Genomic DNA, 15,813 nt, shown 5'->3' with positions numbered 1-15,813 from the left:
ATTGCTTCTTGGCGCAACAAATGGCCGCTTTTGTCGGCGTATTTCCGTTATCCTGAAGCGATACGCAAACCGATTTACACCACCAATGCGGTGGAAGCGGTACACCGTCAATTCCGCAAGCTGACCAAAACCAAAGGTGCGTTTCCCAATGAGGACAGTCTGCTGAAGCTTTTGTATGTCGGCATCAATAAGGCATCAGAAAAATGGACGATGCCCATACAGAATTGGGGGCAGGCGGTCAGCCAACTTTCCATTTATTTCGAGGGAAGACTCGATGATATAATCAAACTGTAGGATTTAACACTGACACAGAATTTTGAACGCCCTCGGGATTGACACAGATTTTTGAACACTACCAATTTCGTTTTGCTTCAACGAGCCGGCCATAAGACTTTGAAATTGAAGTAACCTAGTGATCACACATGTCGATCATCACCTTCTTCGACATTCCAATAATTATTTTCGCATCCTTCCTCAAGAATATTCCAAATCAAATCTATATCCACAAATTCAGGAATATCTAATGCCACCATAACAATGGTATCAAATACACCTTTCTCATATGACGCCCCCAATTCTTTCATCTGAGCAAGCAACACTTCCGTCTGGCTATTTCCACTCTTATCATATGCAATTCTGTATAATGAATGCTTTGACTTCTTCAATGTTTTTTTATATACAAATAATGCATCAGCAATGTTTTCTGCTTCAACTAGGTCACCATAGCAAATTTTTCTTACAAAAAATGGGTAGTTGTCTATGACAAATCCATCTTTTACCTTGTTTGCCCATAAAGTTTCCGTTGAGTAACCGCCCCATGCGTCACTGCCAAGTTCAAATAATATTTTTACTTGCTTCATCCATAATCCCCTCTTGACGCGATAAGCATCATCACTCAATCTACCCTTATCCAAATTGTATATCCGGCAAGTTGTATGAATACTGTCTTCAGCCTCTTTTCCATCATCTTTAACAGATTGTTTATGATCCGCATTATAACGATCTGGATGCGGATTTTTACTCCGAATTATTTTTTGCCACAATAAATACAGGTTTGATTTGCTTGCATAGTTTCGCTCTTTGAAATAGAAAATTACCAATACACAAAAAATTATTTAAAAAACAATAAATAACAATGTGTTACATTACTTTCAATAATTGCCGCAATTCTTCCTCATCAATAACCGCCACGCCCAAATGCTCGGCTTTGGCAAGTTTACTGCCAGCGGCAACACCCGCCACCACATAGTCGGTTTTTTTGGACACGCTGCCGCTTACTTTGCCGCCAACGGCTTCGATGTGTTGCTGTGCTTCATCACGCGACCAGTTGGGCAAACTACCGGTAAGTACAAAGGTTTTGCCGACAAGCGTATTATTTTGTTCGGCTGCGGGTGCGGGCTGAGTTTGTAACAAAGGTTCAATTTGACTTAAAAATACCAAAGTTTCACGCAAAATAGTTTGATTCACGGCTTGGTTTCGCCATTGCTGCCATTCTTGTGGCAATGCGGTATCGGTGAGCAAGGCTTCACCCTTACCGCCGACCAAATCCCACAAGGCTTGGGCACGGATTTCGGATAGCTTGATATTGGGCAGTCGCGATAACCAACGTGCAGGCTGAATGAAACCGCTCAAATTGAATCGCTTACTCTCGGTTTCAGGAACAACGCCTGCCGCCAACAATTCTTCAACTTGTGCCGCTTGTTCAGGCTGCCTGAAAAAATGGGCAACCGAATGCGCAACCACACCACCAATATCAGGCAAACATGCCAATACCGGCTCGGTGGCGGCTGAGACAGTGGCTAAATCACCAAATGCTTGTGCCAATTGTTTGGCGGTGCGCTCACCGACATGACGAATGCCCAAAGCGTATAAAAATCGGTGTAAAGGGCGAATGCGGGCAACGGCAATGCCGTTTAAAATATTTTCTGCCCACTTTGTGGGTTGTGCTGTATCAATATTGTTGCCGCTTGTGATTAACACATTATTTTTACTTGGTGCGGATATTTCGTTTTTATCTGACACATCGGCAATGTTTTCAGGCAGCCGATTATTGTCGTTATCAGCGGTATCGGCTTCATACTTCATTGCCTGCAAATCTGCCAAGGTAAGCCGATAAACATCGGCAAAATGTCGCACACGGTTTTGGCTCACCAATAACTCAATTTGCCGCTGTCCCAAGCCGTCAATGTCCATCGCCTTGCGTGAGGAAAAATGAATTAAGGCTTGGGCACGCTGCGCTTGACACAACATACCGCCGCTGCAACGCGCCACCGCTTCGCCTTCTTCACACTCAATTTCATGTCCGCACACCGGACAATGAGCGGGCAATTCAAATGGCTGATATTGCGACTGTTGTGCAACAGCATCATCAAATAAATTTAACATGCCGCTTTGTGCTGCCGCGATCATCGGGCGTTTTGCCAACACCACGCTCACCACCTCGGGAATCACGTCCCCCGCACGGCGCACAACAACGGTGTCGCCCACGCGCACGTCTTTTCGCCGCGCTTCGCCTTCGTTGTGCAAGGTAGCATTGGTAACGGTTACACCGCCGACAAACACGGGCTTAAGCCGTGCCACCGGTGTGATTGCACCTGTGCGCCCGACTTGCACATCAATCGCTTCCACTTGTGTTAAGGCTTCTTCCGCAGGGAACTTATGGGCAATGGCAAAGCGCGGTGCACGTGATACAAAACCCAGTTGCCGCTGCTGCGTCAAATCATTTACTTTCACCACTACGCCGTCAATTTCAAACGGCAATGACGCACGGATACTGTGCATGTGTTCATAAAACGTCAATACCTGTGCCATATCCGCACGGCGGCACAGGGTATTTTCGGGCGGTATGGCAAAACCCCAACACGCCAGCAACGCCAATTCGTCATCGTGGCTCGCAGGGGTGAATGTGTCGTCCAGCAGAGCAATGGCATAGGCGAAAAAATACAGCCGCCGCTTGGCAGTGATTTTGGCATCTAACTGACGCAGGCTGCCCGCGGCGGCATTGCGCGGATTGACAAACGGTTTTTGTTCGGCTGCCAATTGACGGCGATTCAGGTCTGCAAAATCGCTTTTAAGCATCAGCACTTCACCGCGAACTTCCAATAAATCCGGCACAGAATCACCATGCAAACGCAAAGGAATCGCGCGTATGGTGCGGGCATTTTGGGTAACGTCTTCACCCGTAGCACCATCACCTCGAGTGGCAGCCTGAATCAGCACACCCTGTTCATAGCGCAGGCTGATTGCCAAACCGTCGAATTTGGGTTCGGCAGTATAAAGCGGCGTTTGCCGCAAGGCTTGGTGTATGCGTTCATCAAAGGCATACATCTCCGCGTGGTTAAACGCGCCTTGTTCGCTTTTCGGCGAAAAAGCATTGTTTAAAGACAACATCGGTACTTGGTGGGTAACGCTGCCAAAGCCGCTTAACACCTCACCGCCCACGCGCTGGGTGGGGCTGTCTGGCTGTACCCATTGCGGATATTGCGCTTCCCAAGCCTGAAGCTGCCGAAACAGACGGTCATATTCCGCATCAGGCACACTGGGGGCATCTTGGGTGTAATACTCGCGGGCGTAGCGGTTTAGTTGGGTGGTTAAGTCGATGATTTGTTGTTGGGTAACGGAAGTCATGGGGTATTGTCGCTGAAAAAAATCCATTGATTGCGGTCTGTCCAAAGCGGATAGTGTGTACCGATACTGAGGGTTTCGCTGTAATCGCTGTATTGCCACTGAATAATATCGCCGTGTTGCGGGTGCTGCCAATGCAATCGGTTGGCGTTTGGCAGAATTTGACGGCTGCACAACAAACTGAGCATTCCTTGCGGGTGATTCAGGTAAATGGCGTGCTGCGGAATGTAGTGTGTGCTACTGACATTATCACAACCGAGCAGCCGTGCTGTCCACGCGCTTTTGGGGTGTGCCAAAAGTTCGGCGGCACTACCATGCTGCACCCACTGACCTTGATGCAGTAAATACGCTTGATCGGCAAGAAAAAGTGCTTCTTCGGGGCTGTGCGTTACCCACACTGCAGGGCAATTTTGTTCACGCAGCAACGCAAGCGTGAGCTGCTGTAATTGTATGCGTAAATCATGGTCCAGCGCACTGAAGGCTTCGTCCAACAATAAGGCTTGCGGACGAATGATCAAGGCACGAGCCAAGGCAACACGCTGCTGCTCCCCGCCCGAAAGGGAATCAATTCGCTGCTCGGCATGATGCGGCAAGCCCACTTTTTCCAGCATGGCAAAACTTTCAATTTTGGCTTGACGGCGTGAAACACCGCGCATACGCAAACCAAACGCCACATTTTGCCAAGCATTTAAATGAGGAAACAGCGCATAGTCTTGGAACATCAAGGCAAAACGGCGGTGTTCAGGCTGCCTGAAAGTGTAGTTTTCACCGTTGAAGAATACGCTGCCTGAATCGGGCGCGATTAAGCCGGCGGCGATTTTCAATAACGTGGATTTACCGCTACCGCTGTGTCCCAACAACGCAACCAGTTCACCTTGTTCAACCTGCAAATCAATGCCATTGGCAACGGTGTTCTCGCCAAAGCGTTTGTGAATTTTACGCCAAGTGAGCATGGCTGGTTTCTTTCGGAACGGGTTTAGCAGTTTCAAACAAGACAAAAGCGAATAAGGTAAACAGGGCAAGCAAAGCGGTTAATACCATTGCACGATCATAATTGTCTTGTCCGGCGGTGCTTAAATATTGGTAAATCAACGTGGTGAGTGTTTGCCATTCGGGGCGCGACAAAAATAAAGTAGCGGCAAATTCGCCGACGCAAGTTGCCGCCGCCAATGCCAATCCACGCCGCAATGCCGGACGCAGCAACGGGAAAGTAATCCAACACCATGTTTGCCAAGGGCTTGCACCCAAGGTTCGGGCTGCCTGAATAAAACGCGGCGGCAATGCGTCCCAAGCGGCCAGCATGTCTTTGGTAATAAATGGATATGCCAAAAGCGCGTAGGTACAAATCAGCATACTGAACGACGCTGCCCATTGCGGATACAAAACCAGCAAGCCAAAAGACACACACACGGGCGACACCATAAACGGCAGAAAAGTGAGACTGCGCAAGCCTGTCCAACGATGTGCCAAAGCAGCATGGCAGATGCCAAGCAAAATGGCCAGCAGCATGGCAGATGTCGTGAAACGAAATGTATTGAAAAGTGCCAGCCATGTCGTGCTGTCTGACAAAACTCGCCAAGAATCACCGGCAGCCGCTGCGTGAACCACTATGGCAAGCAGCGGCAATAGACAGCAACACAGCAGCAGCAATAAAGCTACCGCCACGGCAGCGTATTCAGTTAAAGTACGTATGTTTTGACGAGGCAGCATTTCTGCGGATGCCGCTGAAACAGCGTATCGGCTTAATACGGCATACAACACACCCGAAACAAAGGTGATTCCCAACACCAGCCATACCAATAGCGCAGCAGTTGTCATGTCCAATTCGTAAGCAATCAGCTGATAAATTTCCACTTCAACGGTGGCATATTTTTGACCACCCAGCAACAATGCCAAACCAAAACCCGAGAAACAATACAAAAATACCAAACACGCACCGCCTGCCAGCCAAGGCAACAGTGTTGGAAATTGAATACGCCAAAAAACCGCCCACGCGCTCGCGCCCAAAGTTTGGGCTGCCTGAATACGCGCAGCAGGAACTTGGCAAAAACCCTGAAAAGCGGCGCGCACCAATACCGGCAAGTTAAAAAACACGTTACCATAGATTAATAAATACGGCGTATCCTGCCACCCAGACCACAGCAAGCCGCGGTTACCGAATAAACCCAGCACGCCGATACCCGCAACCAAAGTAGGCATCACAAAGGGCAGCATCTGCAAACGCAGCAGCCATGCACGCCCCAAAAATTCAAAACGCGACAGCACATACGCAATGGGAACACCCAGTAAACACACCAATGCGGCAGTAATCGCCGCTTGAAACGCTGTCCAAGCAATTCGATTGTGCATATAGCTGTCTTGCCACATCAGCTGCCATTGTGCCATGCCGCCGTATTGAGCCAGCGAAAACAGCGGCATGGCAATCATCAGCACCAAAAAAAACAAGGGCAGCAAATACAAAACAGCACTGCCAAAAATCATCGGCAAGGTACGTAAAAAAGTGAAACGGTTTTGAGATTTGAACATGGATTGGTTTAAACAGGTCATAAAACGCACTCAATTTGGTTGCGCATACAAAAACAGCAGATAATAAACACATTATGACGGGCAAGCCGCATGAAGACAATGCTGCAAACACCTCAAAGTAGCGGGATTTAAATTTGGAAGTCAGCCTGATTACTCTTACAATAACCCTATTTTTCACAAATGGTTTCAATCATGCACCACACACGGATTCTGGGAACAGGCAGTTATCTGCCCGCAAACCGCTTAACCAATGATGATTTAAGCAAAATCGTTGATACCTCCGATGAATGGATTACCGAACGCACTGGTATCAAAGCACGGCATATTGCCGCTTCAGGTGAACAAACCAGCGATTTAGCGGTTCAGGCTGCCCGTATTGCTTTAGATGATGCCAAAATCAGTGCTGAAGACATTGATTTGATTATTGTTGCCACATCAACCCCCGACATGACCTTTCCCGCCACAGCCTGCATCGTTCAAAATAAATTGGGTATCGGCGGCTGTGCGGCTTTCGATGTGCAAGCCGTGTGCGCCGGTTTTATGTATGCCGTGGTAACCGCCAATGCCTACATCAAAAGCGGTATGGCAAAAAAAGTGTTGGTGATTGGTGCGGAAACGTTCAGCCGCTTATTGGACTGGAACGACAGGCGCACTTGTGTTTTATTCGGTGATGGCGCAGGTGCGGTCGTCTTGGGTGCATCTGACGAAGTCGGTATTATCCACGCCAAGCTCAAAGCCGACGGCGCATATAGCCATATCCTGAAAACGCCGGGTAAAGTAGCAAGCGGTGCAGTGGACGCATCACCGTATCTATATATGGACGGACAAGCCGTCTATAAATTTGCGGTGAAAGCCTTAGCAAAAATCGGAGCGGACGTGTTGTTGGAAGCGGGCTTAACAGCCGCTGATGTTGATTGGGTTATACCGCATCAGGCCAATTACCGTATTATCGAATCCACTGCCAAACATTTGGGCTTGCCCATGGAAAAAGTGATTCTTACCGTACAAGAACAAGGCAATACATCTGCCGCTTCCATTCCTTTGGCATTGGACGCAGGTATTCGCGACGGACGCATTCAGCGCGGCAATACGTTGTTGCTGGAAGGCATCGGCGGCGGTTTTGCATGGGGTGCAGTGGTACTGAAATACTGATATTCAAATAATCAAAAAGCGATTATTGCGTTTGATTTTAAAAAACACAGAAAAAGGCTACCTGAAAAGTTTCAGGCAGCCTTTTAATTGTGCCGCCGCAGCTGCAAAAGCACATCATCGCATTGCGTTTTTGCTTATTGTAATGACTGCAATGGGTATTTTTCAGAGCAAGGAGGACAATACAGTATTACAGACAGCGCAGCTTTTTTTGTGAAAAATAAGAAAAAGCCGCCGAAACAAAGCAACTCGGCGGCTTTTTTACTTCTGCTTTCTAATGGTTTTCTGTGCTGTTATCGTTCACGCAATGCCTGTTTCAAACGGGTAATGGGTTTAATCAGGTATTGGAACACGGTTTTTTCACCGGTTTTGATGTCCACTGAAGCTATCATACCCGGAATAATCGGCATGACTTTGCCGTTTTTATCCGTAATGGCATTGGTATTGGTTTGCACCAAAATACGGTAATACGCTTCATCGGGATTGAGTTTCAAATCACTCGGGCGGCGTTGATCCTGCAAAGTATCCGGGCTGATGAGTGTAACCACACCCTCCAGTCCACCGTAAATAGCGTAGTCATAGGCAGTGATTTTCACCATTGCCGGCAAACCCGGGCGCACAAATGCCACATCTTGCGGGCGAATATAGGCTTGCACCAATAATTTATCGTCTAAAGGCACAATCTCCAAAATATCCTGCCCGGCAGAAACCACACCGCCAATGGTGTTAATGCGGATATTTTTTACAATCCCGCGCATGGGCGCACGGATTAAAGAACGATCCACAGGATCAGAGCGCATCGCCATGTTTTCTTTGGCTTGCGCTAATTCAGCTTGCGCTTTCACCAATTCATTATTGGCATCAACAGAATAATTGTTTTGAATATCTTGAATACGGGTCGCCAATTCTGCCGATTCACGCTCCATGCGCAGCAACTCAATCTCAGACATAACGCCTTCTTTAACCATAGGGCGAGTAATGGCGATTTCTTTGTCTAATGTGGCTTTGTTGGTGCGCAAGCCGGAAACGGAGTCTTGCATGGCACGCTTCCGCGCCACGTAAGCGGCGTGTTCACGCTGAATCAATACAGGATCGGTATTGGGTAAAAAAGTAAGCGGCGTACCATAGGCTTCGGATTGTAAGCGAGCAATCATCGCTTCCAGATTATCCACCTTGGCCGCACTTTCACGCAGAATGGCAGAACTGCGCGTGTCATCTAACCGCAAAAGGATTTGTCCTTTTTCAACAATCTCACCTTCTTTAACATTCATTTCAGAGATGATGCCGGGGTCTAAACTTTGCACGATTTGCTCGCGGCTGGTCGGAATCACGCTGCCCTGCCCTCGGGTAACTTCTTCAATCGTGCTGAAATACGCCCAGATAACGAAAACGATCAAGAATACCAGCACAAAAGCAATCATGGCAAAAAGACCGGTATGTTTCTCTTTTTGCAAAGCGGCATGAAGATCATTGACCAACTTTAAATCTTCTTGGCGAACATGCTCCGGCGGGGCACTTTGCTTTACTGTTCGGGGTAAATTTATTTGTTTCATGTCATTATCAATCGCATTAACTTAATTTTTCCAGAGGGTAGGACGCGCTTGCTTGTACCTGTGCTTGTTGTTGCGCCTGTGCTTGTTGCTGTGCTTTACCGCCATTGACCAGCGTTGTTAAAACTTCTTCTTTTGTGCCGTCCATACTGATGACACCATTTTCAATGACAATAATGCGATCAACAATATTCAACACTTGCGTGCGGTGTGTAACCACCACCATGGTTTTATTGCTGCACCATTGCTCCAATGCACTCAATACCCGCATCTCGGTAACTTGATCCAAACCGCTCGTTGGTTCATCCAGCAGCACCACTCTCGGACGGCGCAAGGTCAATCGGGCTAAGGCAACAATCTGTTTTTGCCCGCCGGATAAACCCAAACCATCTTCACCCAAAACCATATCCAAACCGCGCGGGTGTGAATTGATAATCTGCCCCAAACCGAAACGATTTAAGGATTCCAGCAAATCTTGATCAGAGTAAAAACCGTCGCTGCAACCCATTTCCAAATTTTCGCGCAATGTACCCAAAAACAAGCGCGGCGACTGGTTAAACAAAGCAACCTGATTGCGCAGAAAATTCGGGTCAATTTGGCGTGTATCAATGCCGTCAATACACACATTGCCTTTGGCAGGCTCATAAAGACCCGCTGCCAATTTAAGGAAAGTACTTTTGCCGCTGCCGATTTTACCCAAAATACCCACTTTTTCGCCCGGCTGAATTTCCACACTCAGTTTTTGCAAAGCGGGTTTAGCATCTTCTTGGTATGAGAAAGTAACGTGATTAAAGTTTATCTGACCTTTCAGCTCATCGGGGCAAACATAATGTTTGTCGTCATCACGTTCAATCGGGCGGTCAATAATGGCATTAACCCCATGCAGTGCCCACTTGGCTTGCTGAAAACGCGTTGCCAAACCGGCAATTTGTGCCAAAGGCGATAAAGCGCGGCCGGATAAAATCACAGCAGCAATCAACGCACCCATCGTAATTTTTTCGGCAGGTGTATCGCTGTGAATCAAGTAAGTGCCGTACAACACCAAAAATACTGTGTTTAACTGTTGCAAGCCCACTGAGAAATTCACAATAAAATTACTTATATCTTTGGTTTTAATAGAAGAAGCAGCCGTTTTAGCAGTAAAGAAATCCCATTTTTTCTGCGCCCAGTTGGTCGCATTATTGAGTTTCAGCGTTTCCAAACCTTCAATGGCTTCCACCGCCAGCCCTTGCCGTTGTGAACCTTCCTTCATGGACTCGTTGATGTATTTTGCCAAAGGTTTTTGTGCCACGAAGCTGACAATAATAATAATGGGTATCAGCGCCATTGGAACAAACACCAATTTACCGGCAATTAAATGCAAGACAATCAAGAATAACAGCAAAAATGGGAAATCCACGAGCACCAATAAGCTGGCACTGGTCATAAAATCGCGCACCGATTCAAATTCGCGCAAATTACTGGCATACGACCCCGATGAAATCGGGCGATCAGATAATTTCAACGCCATAACACGCCGAAAAAGCGCGGCACTAATAATCAAATCGGCTTTTTTACCCGCAATATCCAATAAATGAGCCCGAATCATCTTCGCGATAAACTCAAAGGTAATCGCAAAAATCACCCCCAAGCTCAACACCCATAAAGTTTCATAGGCACGATTGGGAATCACCCTGTCATACACATTCATCACATATAAAGAGCTGACCAAAGCCAGAAAATTAATGATAAACGTTGCGGCAACCACATTGTAGTAATAACGCTTAAACCGCCAAATTACTTTCCAAAACCAAGATTTGGGTAATCTGTATTCAGGCAGTTCAGAGCGCAAATCACTGACTGCCTTGGGTTTAATAAACCAGCAATAACCCACATAACGGGCAGCCAGCTCATCATAACTGAGCCGTTTCTCCACACCGTCGGTTTGTTGAATGTAAAACACACGGCTGCGCCCTGCACCTTCAATACGCTTAATAACCGCCGCTTCCTCATGGCTCATAATCACCACCACAGGCACTGACAATGACGGAATATCGGTTAAATCGCGCTTGGAGACATTATTTTCAAAGCCATGGCTACGCAACACTTCAACCAAAGAGGCAAAATTGATTTTGTTGTGTGCATCACGCGTGGTTTCAGCATTTAACGCCGCTGCCGCCACAGGCGCACCCAAAAGGCGGGTTGCCAAAGACAGGTGTTCTACTATGGATTTCATGGTTTTTTTGCTTGAAGTTGAGTTAGTTGTGTCGGCATGTATGACCAGACAAATAGAACGTATGATAAAACAAAATGAAATTGCTTGTTACCTTTTTTGTTTTAACCTGTGCAGATTTATCTTATTTTTGTCTTAACACTTGTGCCGATGCTGACAAATTTGTACCAAGCGGTACTTGAAATATTTGTTGCACGGCTTTACCAAAAACAAACAGTCAAATCTCTGCTGTATTTTACGTCCAATATCAAAAAAATTTAAGGCAGCCTCACCTGTCATTTATTTATACTACCGCTTACACCCATACCCATGCAGCAAAACTGCCATTTGATGCTGATTTTTCGCATATAATCGCGGCTATTTTTTACTCTTCTTAAATTAACTCCAAACGGACACAAAATGAAAGTGTTACTTATCGGCAGCGGCGGACGCGAACACGCGCTGGCATGGAAATTGGCTCAATCGCCCAAAATCAGCACGGTTTTCGTTGCACCCGGCAATGCCGGCACGGCAGTTGAGCCCAAATTACGCAACATCAATCTCACCGCACATGATGCACTGATTCAATTTTGCCGCGACAACCAAATTTCTTTCACCGTAGTCGGTCCGGAAGCACCTTTGGCAGCGGGCATTGTTGATGCTTTTCAGGCAGCCGCTTTGCCAATTTTCGGTCCCACACAATTTTGCGCCCAGCTGGAAAGCTCTAAAGATTTTGCCAAAGACTTTATGACGCAGCACCGCATTCCAACAGCCGCCTATCAAACTTTCAGCGACGCAGAAGCTGCTCATCATTACATAAATCACAAAGGTGCGCCGATTGTGATTAAAGCCGATGGACTGGCAGCGGGAAAAGGCGTTATTGTGGCAATGAGCATAGCCGAAGCACATGCCGCCATTGACGATATGTTACTGAGCAACAAAATGGGTGATGCCGGTGCACGCGTAGTCATTGAAGATTTTTTGCAAGGCGAAGAAGCCAGTTTCATCGTTATGGTGGATGGCGAACACATCTTACCCATGGCAACCAGCCAAGATCACAAACGTTTACTCAATAACGACCAAGGACCGAATACCGGCGGCATGGGTGCCTATTCCCCAGCTCCCGTGGTAACAGATGCCGTACACCAGCGCGTGTTAGACGAGATTATTTATCCGGCAGTGCGCGGCATGAAAGCCGCAGGACACCCCTACACCGGCTTTTTATACGCCGGTTTGATGATAGATCAACACGGCGCACCATTCACCATTGAATTCAACTGCCGCTTCGGCGACCCCGAAACCCAACCGATTATGAGCCGGCTGGATAGTGATTTAGCGGATTTAATTCAGGCAGCCTTAGCGGGTCAATTAAACACCGTTCAGGCAATTTGGAAACCGCAAGTCGCCGTTGGCGTGGTATTGGCAGCAAAGGACTATCCCGACAATCCCGAAAAAGGCGATATCATCAGCGGCATAGACGAAGCAAACCGCATCGGCAAAGTATTTCATGCCGGCACAGCATTGAATGAACACAACCAAATTCTGACCAACGGCGGGCGCGTATTGTGTACAGTGGGCTTGGGCGACAACATTGCTTCAGCCAAACAACATGCCTATAACGCGGCGGCTTGCATTCAATTTAACGGCATGCAATACCGTACCGACATCGCTGATAAAGCACTAAATCAACAAATATAAGGTCTTGAATCAATAAAACGAAAGATAAACATTGTTTCGGAATGATTTTGTGGCTAGAATGCCAAAATCTTTCTTCTCATTATTTACAAGCAAGTATTTTTGCTTACTCGTTCAGGCAGCCAATTATGATCAGCATTGAAATCATCTCAAAAGTCAGCAACGCCGTGGTACAACGCAAAGTGGGCAACATAGCCATGCTCACCGAAGATTCTGTGGTCAAATTAGGAATCAAGCCCGACGATATTGCAGAAGTGCGGCAAGAAAGAGGCAAACTCATCATCGTTTTGAAAAGCGGTGAAATGGTGGTGCTGGATAACTTTTTTGACGAAAACTGTGTTCAAAAAAACAGCGATTCCGTATCTGCCTATGATGACAACAACGTGGTTTTGCAAGGTGAAGAACCCGGACAGCTGGTCTCCATGAAAGTGATGCTTAAATCCGGAGACTGCTTCAGCAATGTTGAATATGAACCCATCAGCAACATTTCTGCGGTTTTGCCCGAGGGTTATGGCGCAATGGGTAAATACAGCACCTTAATTTACGGCGGCGTCATCGGCGCGGCATTGGTGGGCGTCGGTGTTGCCATTGCCAACAGCAAAGATGATGATGATGATAGTAGTAAACATAATAAACCTGAAAAACCGACAGCAACAGTAGCCATCGCCAATTACCGCGATGACGTTGGTCCATTCACCACCGATGCTGATAAGAAAAACGGCTACGAAACCAAAGCAACGGGCACATACACCAACGACAATTCACCGCAGCTGAACATCACCGTCAGCGGTAAAGGTGTAACCGAAGGCAAATTAGACAGCAACGGGGATAAAGTGGTGGTTTATCGTCAAGATGCCAACGGCAACCCCGTAAAAGTCGGCGAAGCAACATGGAATGCCAAAGACAAAACGTACCAATTCACCGATAAAAATTTGGCAGACAGTCCAAAAGATGATCCCTACGTTTACACCGTTCGCGTAGAAAACGGCGGCGGAGAAGGCGCGAAAAGCGGCGAATTTAAATTTTTTGTGGATACCACTGCACCAACCGCCAAAGCCAACATTGTGGATTTCATTGACGATCAAGGTCAAGACTCAGACAAAAACGACCACGCTGCTTCAGGCAGCATCACCAATGACACCGCACCCGTGCTGAATATTTCCGTGAATCAGGCACTTGGCGACGGCGAAGTTGTTGCCGTGTACCGCACTTTCACCGATGCGCAAGGCAATAAAAGCAAAGAAGAACGTGTTGGCACAGCCACACTCAAAACCGGCTATGACACAGCTTATACCTACACTGCCGCCAGTATCGGCGACGGCAAATACGAATACACTGCGCGCGTAGAAGACCAAGCCGGCAATCAGGGGGTTTCCAGCGGCAAATTCGACATTACCCAAGATACAAAAGCACCCACCACCGCCATCAGCAAAATCAGCTACACCGATGACGTATCACCGATTACCGGAGAATTCGACGGCAACAAGCCCACCAACGATAAAAATCCTTTGCTGAACATCACCGTGAACGGCAAAGTAGAAGCCGATGAAGTCGTAGCGGTGTACCGTGACAATGTTAAATTGGGCAATGCCACCCTGAAAAACGGCGTGTACCAATACCACGACAACAGCAACTTATCAGACGGCTCATACAACTACAGCGTGCGCATTGAAGACAAAGCGGGCAATCAAGGTCCTGCCAAATCCATGAACCTAACCGTGGATACCACCGCGCCCACCAGCCAAGCCGTGATTACCGGCTACATAGACGATGTCGGTGCTGATAAAGGCGAATTCGCCAGCGGCACCACCACCGACGACAGCTCTCCCGTATTTAAAGTGCGCGTTGGTTCATTGAATTCAGGTGAATCTGTGGTGCTGTACCGCGATGACGGCGATGGCAAAGGTTACCACGAAGTATACCGAACCAACACCTCCTACACTTCCGGTGTTTACGAGTGTGCCGACGGTGGTTTACAAAACGGCAAAACCTACAACTATATTGCCAAAGTAGTGGATTCAGCAGGTAATGAAGGACCTGTCAGCAGTACATTCAAAATCAGCGTTTCAGGGGCATCCGCCGCTGCCGCAAGTATGAAATCGGCATCAGCAGCATCAAACCAGAATGATTTGGAAAGCACGGCACAAGATGACGCATTTACTTTAAATCCGATCGGCCATGAAACATTGATTTACAAATTGCTTAACAACACCGATGCACTCGGCGGCAATGGGCATGATACTGTGAATAATTTTTCAGCCGGCAACAGCATCAACATCAGTGCATTATTGGCAGACTACCATAATCACAACGGCGGCGATTTAAGCAATTATTTGAGCATCACTCACGAAAACGGTAACAGCACCTTGCATATCGACCGCGATGGCAGCGGAACACAATACCAATCAGAATCCTTGATGACATTTAATCAAACGGATACTACACTGGAGCAATTGCTGGCAAACAACCAATTAATTGTTTAAAGACCATTTGAAAACTTTTTAAAATCGGCAGAACACAAACTGCCGATTAAAGAGAAATGTAATCTTCAACCTTTGGGCAACGGCATCATTCAGCGTTTGGAAGCGGTTTTCATCACACCCAAACCACACGTTTTCCGAAACCTCGCCCTCTCGCGAGGTGTGGCGTGTTTCTGCCCTGAAGAGCGGGATTTAAAATCGGCAAGGTAAGAAAGATTAAAAAGGCTGAATTCTGTATCACGCAGAATTCAGCCTTTTTCGTTTTCATTTATTCTCTTAATTGTAAGAAATCCCAGCGTTGTTTACAGTATTTATAGGAAAATACTGCAATGAACATTCATAAAAGAACCCGTTTACTGCCCTATCAGCGTCAAGAAATTTGGCGGCTTTATACAGAAGAAAATATCCGCGTTTCTGATTTGGCGGCTACCTATTGCGTCAGCAGACCCACCATCTATAAAGTCTTGAAAGAAGCGCGGTTACAGGTATTCGTGCCTAAAAACAGCACTAACCGCCGCTTCAAACAAGTTCGTTACGGCATGAAGCGTTTGGCAAAAGTAGAAAAAGCCATTCAAGACAAGCTCAAAGCGCAGGCGCA

General features: G+C 47.1%; 10 protein-coding genes and 1 pseudogene. 5 read left to right on the top strand and 6 right to left on the bottom strand.

All coding sequences use genetic code 11. The annotated features are described in order from the left end of the window. Nucleotides 1–294: transposase (locus tag Q384_RS08955; RefSeq protein ID WP_037586586.1), on the top strand; the 294-nt coding region annotated here is incomplete at its 5' end. Between the two features lie 122 nt (nucleotides 295–416). On the opposite strand, the gene Q384_RS08950 is transcribed toward Q384_RS08955, so the two are convergent. From Q384_RS08950 to Q384_RS08935, 4 genes are read right to left on the bottom strand one after another with little or no spacing between them, the layout of a single operon-like run. Next, complete coding sequence (locus Q384_RS08950) at nucleotides 417–1,100, bottom strand: DUF4265 domain-containing protein (protein WP_156956521.1); 684 nt, start codon at nucleotides 1,098–1,100, stop codon at nucleotides 417–419. A 40-nt stretch (nucleotides 1,101–1,140) separates the two neighbouring features. Further along, nucleotides 1,141–3,654, bottom strand: a complete 2,514-nt coding sequence (gene ligA / locus Q384_RS08945) for an NAD-dependent DNA ligase LigA (protein ID WP_425423483.1) — start codon at nucleotides 3,652–3,654, stop codon at nucleotides 1,141–1,143. Then, nucleotides 3,624–4,577, bottom strand: a complete 954-nt coding sequence (locus Q384_RS08940) for an ABC transporter ATP-binding protein (RefSeq protein WP_037587279.1) — start codon at nucleotides 4,575–4,577, stop codon at nucleotides 3,624–3,626. Before Q384_RS08940 ends, ligA begins: the two co-directional genes overlap by 31 nt. Further along, a complete protein-coding gene (locus Q384_RS08935) occupies nucleotides 4,561–6,105 on the bottom strand; it encodes an ABC transporter permease (RefSeq protein ID WP_037587282.1) in 1,545 nt (514 codons plus the stop codon). The genes Q384_RS08940 and Q384_RS08935 overlap by 17 nt, the downstream gene beginning before the upstream one ends. Nucleotides 6,106–6,342: 237 nt before the next feature. Between Q384_RS08935 and Q384_RS08930 the strand changes: the two genes are divergently transcribed. After that, on the top strand, nucleotides 6,343–7,302 hold the full coding sequence (locus Q384_RS08930) for a beta-ketoacyl-ACP synthase III (RefSeq protein ID WP_037587278.1): 960 nt from the start codon (nucleotides 6,343–6,345) through the stop codon (nucleotides 7,300–7,302). Between the two features lie 290 nt (nucleotides 7,303–7,592). Here the strand turns inward: Q384_RS08930 and Q384_RS08920 are convergent, their stop codons facing one another. Together Q384_RS08920 and Q384_RS08915 are read right to left on the bottom strand one after the other, a co-directional pair. After that, nucleotides 7,593–8,852 (bottom strand): HlyD family type I secretion periplasmic adaptor subunit, encoded by a 1,260-nt coding sequence (locus Q384_RS08920; RefSeq protein ID WP_037587275.1) that lies wholly within the window; start codon nucleotides 8,850–8,852, stop codon nucleotides 7,593–7,595. Nucleotides 8,853–8,868: 16 nt separating this feature from the next. Beyond that, nucleotides 8,869–11,064: a type I secretion system permease/ATPase gene (locus Q384_RS08915; protein ID WP_037587274.1), complete on the bottom strand. Its 2,196-nt coding sequence runs from the start codon at nucleotides 11,062–11,064 to the stop codon at nucleotides 8,869–8,871. Nucleotides 11,065–11,460: 396 nt separating this feature from the next. Between Q384_RS08915 and purD the strand changes: the two genes are divergently transcribed. The 3 genes and pseudogenes from purD to Q384_RS08900 all read left to right on the top strand — a co-directional run. Next, nucleotides 11,461–12,738: a phosphoribosylamine--glycine ligase gene (purD, locus tag Q384_RS08910; RefSeq protein WP_037587273.1), complete on the top strand. Its 1,278-nt coding sequence runs from the start codon at nucleotides 11,461–11,463 to the stop codon at nucleotides 12,736–12,738. Between the two features lie 41 nt (nucleotides 12,739–12,779). Next, nucleotides 12,780–15,218 (top strand): Ig-like domain-containing protein, encoded by a 2,439-nt coding sequence (locus Q384_RS08905; RefSeq protein WP_084224452.1) that lies wholly within the window; start codon nucleotides 12,780–12,782, stop codon nucleotides 15,216–15,218. A gap of 326 nt (nucleotides 15,219–15,544) precedes the next feature. After that, nucleotides 15,545–15,813 (top strand): annotated as a pseudogene (locus tag Q384_RS08900) (IS481 family transposase); the annotation flags it as partial.

Origin of the sequence: Stenoxybacter acetivorans DSM 19021 (genome assembly GCF_000745895.1) — a bacterium.
Taxonomy (GTDB): Bacteria; Pseudomonadota; Gammaproteobacteria; order Burkholderiales; family Neisseriaceae; genus Stenoxybacter; species Stenoxybacter acetivorans.
Note: the sequence above shows the minus strand (reverse complement) of the source record. Positions and strands in the feature narration are given on the sequence as shown.

What these genes read in the sequence shown, in the direction of transcription:
- Q384_RS08915 (WP_037587274.1), bottom strand. Translation starts at nt 11,064, where the DNA reads ATGAAATCCATAGTAGAACACCTGTCTTTGGCAACCCGCCTTTTGGGT.
- Q384_RS08935 (WP_037587282.1), bottom strand. Translation starts at nt 6,105, where the DNA reads ATGATTTTTGGCAGTGCTGTTTTGTATTTGCTGCCCTTGTTTTTTTTG.
- ligA (WP_425423483.1), bottom strand. Translation starts at nt 3,654, where the DNA reads ATGGATTTTTTTCAGCGACAATACCCCATGACTTCCGTTACCCAACAA.
- Q384_RS08930 (WP_037587278.1), top strand. Translation starts at nt 6,343, where the DNA reads ATGCACCACACACGGATTCTGGGAACAGGCAGTTATCTGCCCGCAAAC.
- purD (WP_037587273.1), top strand. Translation starts at nt 11,461, where the DNA reads ATGAAAGTGTTACTTATCGGCAGCGGCGGACGCGAACACGCGCTGGCA.
- Q384_RS08905 (WP_084224452.1), top strand. Translation starts at nt 12,780, where the DNA reads ATGATTTTGTGGCTAGAATGCCAAAATCTTTCTTCTCATTATTTACAA.
- Q384_RS08940 (WP_037587279.1), bottom strand. Translation starts at nt 4,577, where the DNA reads ATGCTCACTTGGCGTAAAATTCACAAACGCTTTGGCGAGAACACCGTT.
- Q384_RS08920 (WP_037587275.1), bottom strand. Translation starts at nt 8,852, where the DNA reads ATGAAACAAATAAATTTACCCCGAACAGTAAAGCAAAGTGCCCCGCCG.